This is a genomic window from Polyangium fumosum, from assembly GCF_005144585.1.
Lineage (GTDB): Bacteria > Myxococcota_A > Polyangia > Polyangiales > Polyangiaceae > Polyangium > Polyangium fumosum.
The window spans coordinates 1-6,551 of record NZ_SSMQ01000161.1 but is presented as its reverse complement, the minus strand read 5'-3'; the positions used below and the strand labels follow the sequence as shown (position 1 = coordinate 6,551).

Sequence of the window (6,551 nt, the reverse complement as noted above, 5' to 3'; positions counted from 1 at the left end):
CTTGGCCTCGCAATACGCTGACGTCGACCTCCACATCTCGCCCTGCTTCGGGGTTTGTCCAAGGGACATGGCCCCGCATTACACCATCCCGCGATGGTTTGGTAGAGAAAAACACCAGTCACCTAGCTCATGGCGCGGGGGCATTTCGGGCACGTCGTGCAGCTTTCTGGATGAGCTTCCGCGCCGTCTGGCTGCGTGGTATCATCCACCAATGCGCACCACGATCCTTTCGCTGCTCGGCCTGCTGCTCGTCCTCGGTTGTTCGTCCGGTCAGGACACCGGTTCTCCGACGGGTGCAACGACTGCATCCTCCGGCGCGGGTTCGGGGGGTGGGGGAAACGGCGGCGCGGGGGCCGGCGGTGCGGGCGGCGAAGGTGGTCTCAACCTCACGACCTCCAGCAGCGGTACGGGCGGCGATACCGGCGAGGAGTGTTTGAGCACCTTGACCATGCGGGTGCGCGACTTCTCCGAAAGCCATCCCGACTTCCAGTGGAGCGACCACCCCAACTTTGGTGAAATCGTCGGTATTCGCCAGGGCATCCTGGCTGCCGAATTGGCCAAGCAGCCCGATGGCAGTTTCAAGCCCGTGTACGTTGCGGGCAATGATGTCAGCCCCGATGGCCCGACCTACGCGCCCTTCACCGGTGTCGCCAATTTCGACTCGTGGTATCGGGACACCCCCGGTGTCAATTTTTCTGCCAATGTGCAGATCCCGCTCACGGGCAATGGCACCACGCTCGTTTACGACGACGCGAATTTTCATCCGATAGATGCGATGTTCGGGTTCGGGAACGAAGGTTTCGAGCTGAATGGCATGCCGAACAACTGGCATTTCACCACCGAAGCGCTCGTTTCCTTCCGTTACAAGGGCGGGGAGGTGTTCACGTTCCGCGGGGACGACGACATCTGGGTGTTCATCAATCACCGCCTCGCCATCGACCTCGGCGGCCTCCATGGTCCCGAACTGGGCACGGTCGATCTCGACCAACGCGCATCGGAGCTCGGCCTGGTCCTCGGCGGCGTGTACGATTTGCAGGTCTTCCATGCGGAGCGGAATTACTCGGGATCGAATTACCGCTTCGAGACGAGCAATTTTTGCTTCTTGCCGGTGGACCCGCCCAAATAGCGCTACGCGATCCCTCCGCGGGAACGAAGCCAGACCCACCGAGACCAAAAGCGAGTGATCGAGAAAGGTGGGAGGGGTGCGCCCGGGCCTCGTCGGCGCGACGAGCCATGTGCCACCTCCTCGCGCGCGACGGGGAAGACCCCGGGCACCGCGAGGCGCGGACAGGTCGCAGGCTGACTGTGCGGGGCAGGACCCCGCGTGCGCGACGTTCGACGAGGTGCCGAGGTCACCTCGGGGGATGCTCCCGGGGTCGTGCCGGCCAACGTCGCGTCCTCGCCCCCTCGCTGCGAACGTTCTGGCCTGGAAACGACCTGCGGGAGGCTCCGGGCGCGATGTTGTCCTCTGCTTGCGCGCGGTGATCCAGCGGGCGTCGCAGGGTGGGCAAAGGGCGGGCCCGAGTGCCGAGTGCCGAAGAGGCATCTTGTTTTTCTCGAGCGGTCCGCGATGACGCGAACTCCCTGAAAGACTCGTGCCAACGATGGCGTCGAATCTTCGTCGACGCTTCCCATTAATGCGCATGTTGGCACACACAAAATAAGCTTGAAATTTGACTCGGACCGGGTACTTTATAAGAGCGCCCGAAGGCGCCCCCGATCGACCGGCAGGAGGGGAAGGGCGAGGGTCCGTGGATGTGGACCCATCGATACCCTCCGGCTCGTCGGTCTCGCTGAAATTCATTCGTCCGAGTTTGGGCGATTGCTTCATCGCTGAAAGGGGAGATATGTCGACCGACCTCCACGCGCGGGAGTTCCATGGTTCCGGGCTCGATCACGCCATCCTCGTGCCGGCGCGACGGCGCCACGGCAAACCCTGGCTTGCCTTTGCGGCAGCTCTGTCGGGCGCGATGGTGTCGGTGAGCTCTGCCCGTGCGGCGTCCTATACACTCTTCGAGAGCGACCAAGTCCGGCCTCTCGCGCTTTCACAAAACGGCCAGCGGCTCTATGCCGTGAACACCCCTGATAACCGGCTTGAGGTATTCCATGTCACGCCGTCAGGGCTGCTGCATGTCGGATCTGTAACGGTCGGACTCGAGCCCGTCGCTGTCGCGTCGCGAAACAACGACGAGGTTTGGGTGGTCAATCATCTTTCCGACAGCGTGAGCGTGGTGGACGTTACGGTCCCCTTTGCGCCGCGCGTCGTCCGTACGTTGCTCGTCGGCGACGAGCCTCGCGACATTGTGTTCGGCGGCCTCAACCGTAGCCGGGCGTTCATTACCGCGGCCCACCGCGGCCAGAACGCTCCATTTGATCCCCAGCTCACGACGCCCGGCATTGGGCGCGCGGATGTTTGGGTGTTCGACGCGACGAACCTGGGGGCGAGCTCGCTCGGAGGTGTCCCCCTCAACATCATCCGTCTCTTTGCGGACACGCCGCGGGCACTCGCGGTGAGCCCGGACGGGCAGCGTGTTTACGCGGCCGGCTTTCATACGGGCAACCGCACCACGAGCATTCATAGGAACCTCGTCCTCGCCAACGGCGGGATGCCGCCGCCGCACACGAATGCTCTTGGCGAACCCCAGCCGCCGACCGCGTTGATCGTGAAGTACGACGGCAATCACTGGGTGGACGAGAGCGGGACACCTTGGGATGCAGCCGTGAGGCTCTCCCTCCCCGACAAGGACGTGTTCGTCATCGACGCCATGGCTAACCCTCCCGCGCAGCTCGCCGGGACCGCGGGCTCTTATACCGGCGTGGGCACGGTCCTCTACAACATGATCGTCAACCCCGCGAACGGGAAGGTGTACGTCACGAACACCGACGCGAACAACCTCCAGCGGTTCGAGGGGCCGGGGATCTTCACTGGGTCGACGGTTCGTGGTCACCTGCATGAAGCTCGTATCTCCGTGCTGTCGAATGGTACGGTCACGCCGCGCCACCTCAACAAGCACATCAATTATGACTCTTGCTGCGCATCGCTGCCCAACGCGGCAAATGACAAGAGTCTCGCCACGCCCGTAGGGATGGCCATCACGAGCAATGGATCGAAGCTGTACGTCGCGGCACTCGGCTCCAGCAAGATCGGTGTCTTCGATACGGCTGCGCTCGAGAACGGCACATTCATCCCGAGCGCCGCGAACCACATCGTCCTCGACGACAGCGACGAGCCTGTCGGCCCGACGGGCCTCGTCCTCAACGAGTCCAACAAGCGGCTCTACGTGCTCACGCGGTTCGACAATTCGATCGCGATCGTCAACACGACGACAAGGTCCGTCCTCGACCGCGTCCCGCTCTACAACCCCGAGCCTCCGAGCGTCGTCGCGGGCCGGCAATACCTGTACGACGCCCGATTCAGCTCAGCCAACGGGGAGGCGTCCTGCGCGAGCTGCCATGTCTTCGGCGACATGGATAGCCTCGCCTGGAATCTCGGCAACCCGGACATCGCGACGAGCGACCTGCCGGGACCGATCGCCAGTCCGTTCCCGAAGTTTTTTCCGACGTTTGATGGTTTCTCCGCGCTCAAGGGACCGATGACGACGCAGAGCCTTCGTGGAATGGCGAACCATGGCCCCATGCATTGGCGAGGCGATCGCACCGGAGGCAACGCCGAGCCGAGTGCGCAGCCGAACGAAGGGACGTTCGATGAACGTGAGGCGTTCAGGCAATTCCAGGCCGGTTTTGTCGATTTGTTGGGCCGTAGCGAGCCGATCCCCGACGACGACATGGAGGCCTTCGCGGATTTCGCGCTCCAGATCATGTACCCCCCGAACCCGATTCGGAACCTAGATAACTCGTTTACGCCGGACCAGGAAGCGGGGCGCGAGCATTTCTTCCTGGTGGGTGGGGCCCTTGCCGGTGCCTGCGAGACGTGCCACAGGCTCGACCCGACCGCAAACGCCGAGTTCGGCGAGCCCATCCCGGGATTCTTTGGTACCGGGGGCGGATACGTCGTCAACGAGCAGCCACAAAGCATGAAAGTTCCGCATCTCCGCAACCTTTACCAGAAGGTTGGTATGTTCGGTATGGCCAGGGTGCCGAATATCTTCCCCAAGGATAACGATCCCATGGGTGATCAGGTGCGCGGATTCGGCTTCACGAACGACGGGTCCGAAGACACGATCTTCCGCTTCATGAACTCGCGTGGGTTCGACGATCAGACCTCGTTCCCGAACAGCCCCCCCGTTTCTCCCAACGGCTTCGACGAGAGCCCTCCAGGGGCAGGCGACCCGGTGCGCAGGCAGGTCGAACAGTTCCTCTTGGCCTTCGACAGCAATCTGGCGCCGATCGTCGGGCAGCAGGTCACCGTCACGAACCAGAACAGCGCCGCTGCGAACGTGCGCCTCAATCTCCTCGTAGCACGCGCCGATGTAGGCGAATGTGATCTGATCGGAAAGACCCGCTTCGCGCAGGAGATCGGCTTCCTGTATGTGGGCGCGAATGAGTTCGTGTCGAGCTACCAGTCGTTCGGGACGATTTCAAGGACCGCGCTGTTGAGCCTAGCCAAATCCTTCCAGCGCGAGCTGACATTTACGTGCGTGCCTCCCGGAACCGGTGAGCGAATTGGTATCGACCGGGACGAAGACGGCATCCGGGACGGCGACGAATAAACATACGCGCCGCTGCACCAAGGGACGCGAAGCGCTCCGGCAGCGGGTCCACGTCGAACGTCAACGCACCCATCTCTCGGATCCACAACGCCGTGCTGGGCCCGGAGTTCATCCAGCGGTGGGGTGGTGTGCTTGGACAGGTACAAGTTCGCGTAATTTCAAGTGGAATAGAGGAGCTGACGTTCGAGCGCTGCACTTCCGGCGTAGATCCACGTTTTGGGGGGCTTGGCTCGGCAAGAGAACCCTTGCAGAAGCGCCCCCACCTCGGGTAGGGTCTCTCCTTAAAGCTAAGCTTCTCCGAGGAGGCCACATGGTCGCGCCGTCCGCTTTTCCCGCCTCAGCAGCCGATGCTTTCGACGGTTACACGTCCGTGGTGCCCGTCTATGAAGGCGCCGAAACGTTCGTGTATCGGGCGCGGAAACACGACAGCGCGGCGCAGGTCATCCTGAAGCAGACGAAGAACGATTATCCGAGTGCGCGAGAGCTCGCCAGGCTGCGGCGCGAATTCATGATCCTGCGCGATCTCGGGCTCGACAATACACCCCACGCGCTCGCGCTGGAGGAGCACGGGCGCGGCCTGCGCCTCGTGATGGCGGACATCGGCCACCCCACGCTGCGCGAGATCCTCGAGGGCGAGAAGCTTTCGATCGAGACCGTCCTCGTCCTCGCGATATCGATATGCGATGCGCTCGCGGCGATCCACGAAAGGCGCGTCATCCACAAGGACATCACGCCGAGGAACATTCTGGTGGATCCGTCCACCTCGAAGGTGTTTCTCATTGATTTCGGGATATCGGCACGCATCTCTCGCGAGCTCAGTGCGCCAGCGAGCGCGCGCTCGTTGGAGGGCACGCCTCTCTATGTTTCACCCGAACAAACGGGACGGATGAACCGCGCGGTCGACGCGCGGTCGGACTTTTATTCGCTTGGTGTGATTCTGTATGAAATGCTCGTCGGACATGTGCCTTTCCCGGACCGCGAGGTCGAGGACGTTCTTCAGGCCCACCTGACACGAAGCCCGGTGCCGCCGCGTGAGATGGCTCCGTCCGTGCCCGAGCCGCTCTCGGATATCGTCATGAAGCTCCTCGCGAAGACGCCCGAGGAAAGATACCAGAGCGACGCGGGCCTCGCATTCGACCTCGGCGAATGCCTCCGGCAGTGGAGGGAGCGCGGCTCCGTCGAGTCATTCCCTCTGTATACGAAGGACAGGGCGCCCGAGCTGCGGCGCTCGCAGCGCCTGTACGGCCGAGAGCATGATATCGAAGCGCTCCTCCAGGCGTTCGAGCGCGCCCGTCTGCGCGGCCCGGAGCTGGTCCTCGTCTCGGGTTATTCCGGCATCGGCAAGTCGGCGCTGGTCCGCGAAATTCACAAGAGTATCTCGCGGCATGGCGGCTATTTCATTTCTGGAAAATTCGATCAACTCTCCCGCGACGTACCGCTCGCGCCGGTCGTCCATGCGTTTCGGGAATTGATGCGCGAGATCCTGACGGAGCCGCCCGCGGCGCTCGCACGATGGAAAGAGGACCTCCTCTCCGCACTCAAAGGCAACGGCGCGCTGCTCACCGAGCTCGTCCCGGAGCTCGCGCTCGTCGTTGGTGACCTGCCCAAAGTACCGGAGCTGCCGCCGGATCAGGCCAAGAACCGCTTCGAGCTGACGCTCCTCGATTTTTTGCACGTCTTCGCGAACGCGGCGCACCCCGTCGTCCTTTTCCTCGATGACCTTCAATGGTTGGACCCGGCCTCACGGCGACTGTTGGTATCACCTCGCTCACCCCCGTCTGGACGCCGGCCCGCTGCCGTGGCAGGCGCCGCGCGCACGCGCGTTCGTCCGGCCGCCGGGCGCATCGAGCTTCGACAGCAAGCGCGCGCAGACGTCTGCGC

The 6,551-nt window shown here is 63.1% G+C and carries 3 protein-coding genes; all 3 read left to right on the top strand.

Going from position 1 to position 6,551, the window contains the following annotated elements; genetic code table 11:
• Positions 1 to 211: 211 nt before the first annotated feature.
• On the top strand, positions 212 to 1,126 hold the full coding sequence (locus E8A74_RS51360) for a fibro-slime domain-containing protein (protein ID WP_136936539.1): 915 nt from the start codon (positions 212 to 214) through the stop codon (positions 1,124 to 1,126).
• A gap of 721 nt (positions 1,127 to 1,847) precedes the next feature.
• Complete coding sequence (locus tag E8A74_RS51355; protein ID WP_420814248.1) at positions 1,848 to 4,670, top strand: hypothetical protein; 2,823 nt, start codon at positions 1,848 to 1,850, stop codon at positions 4,668 to 4,670.
• The coding region (locus E8A74_RS51350) for a serine/threonine protein kinase (protein WP_170230026.1) at positions 4,615 to 6,551 on the top strand (1,937 nt) is incomplete at its 3' end. The genes E8A74_RS51355 and E8A74_RS51350, both read left to right, overlap by 56 nt.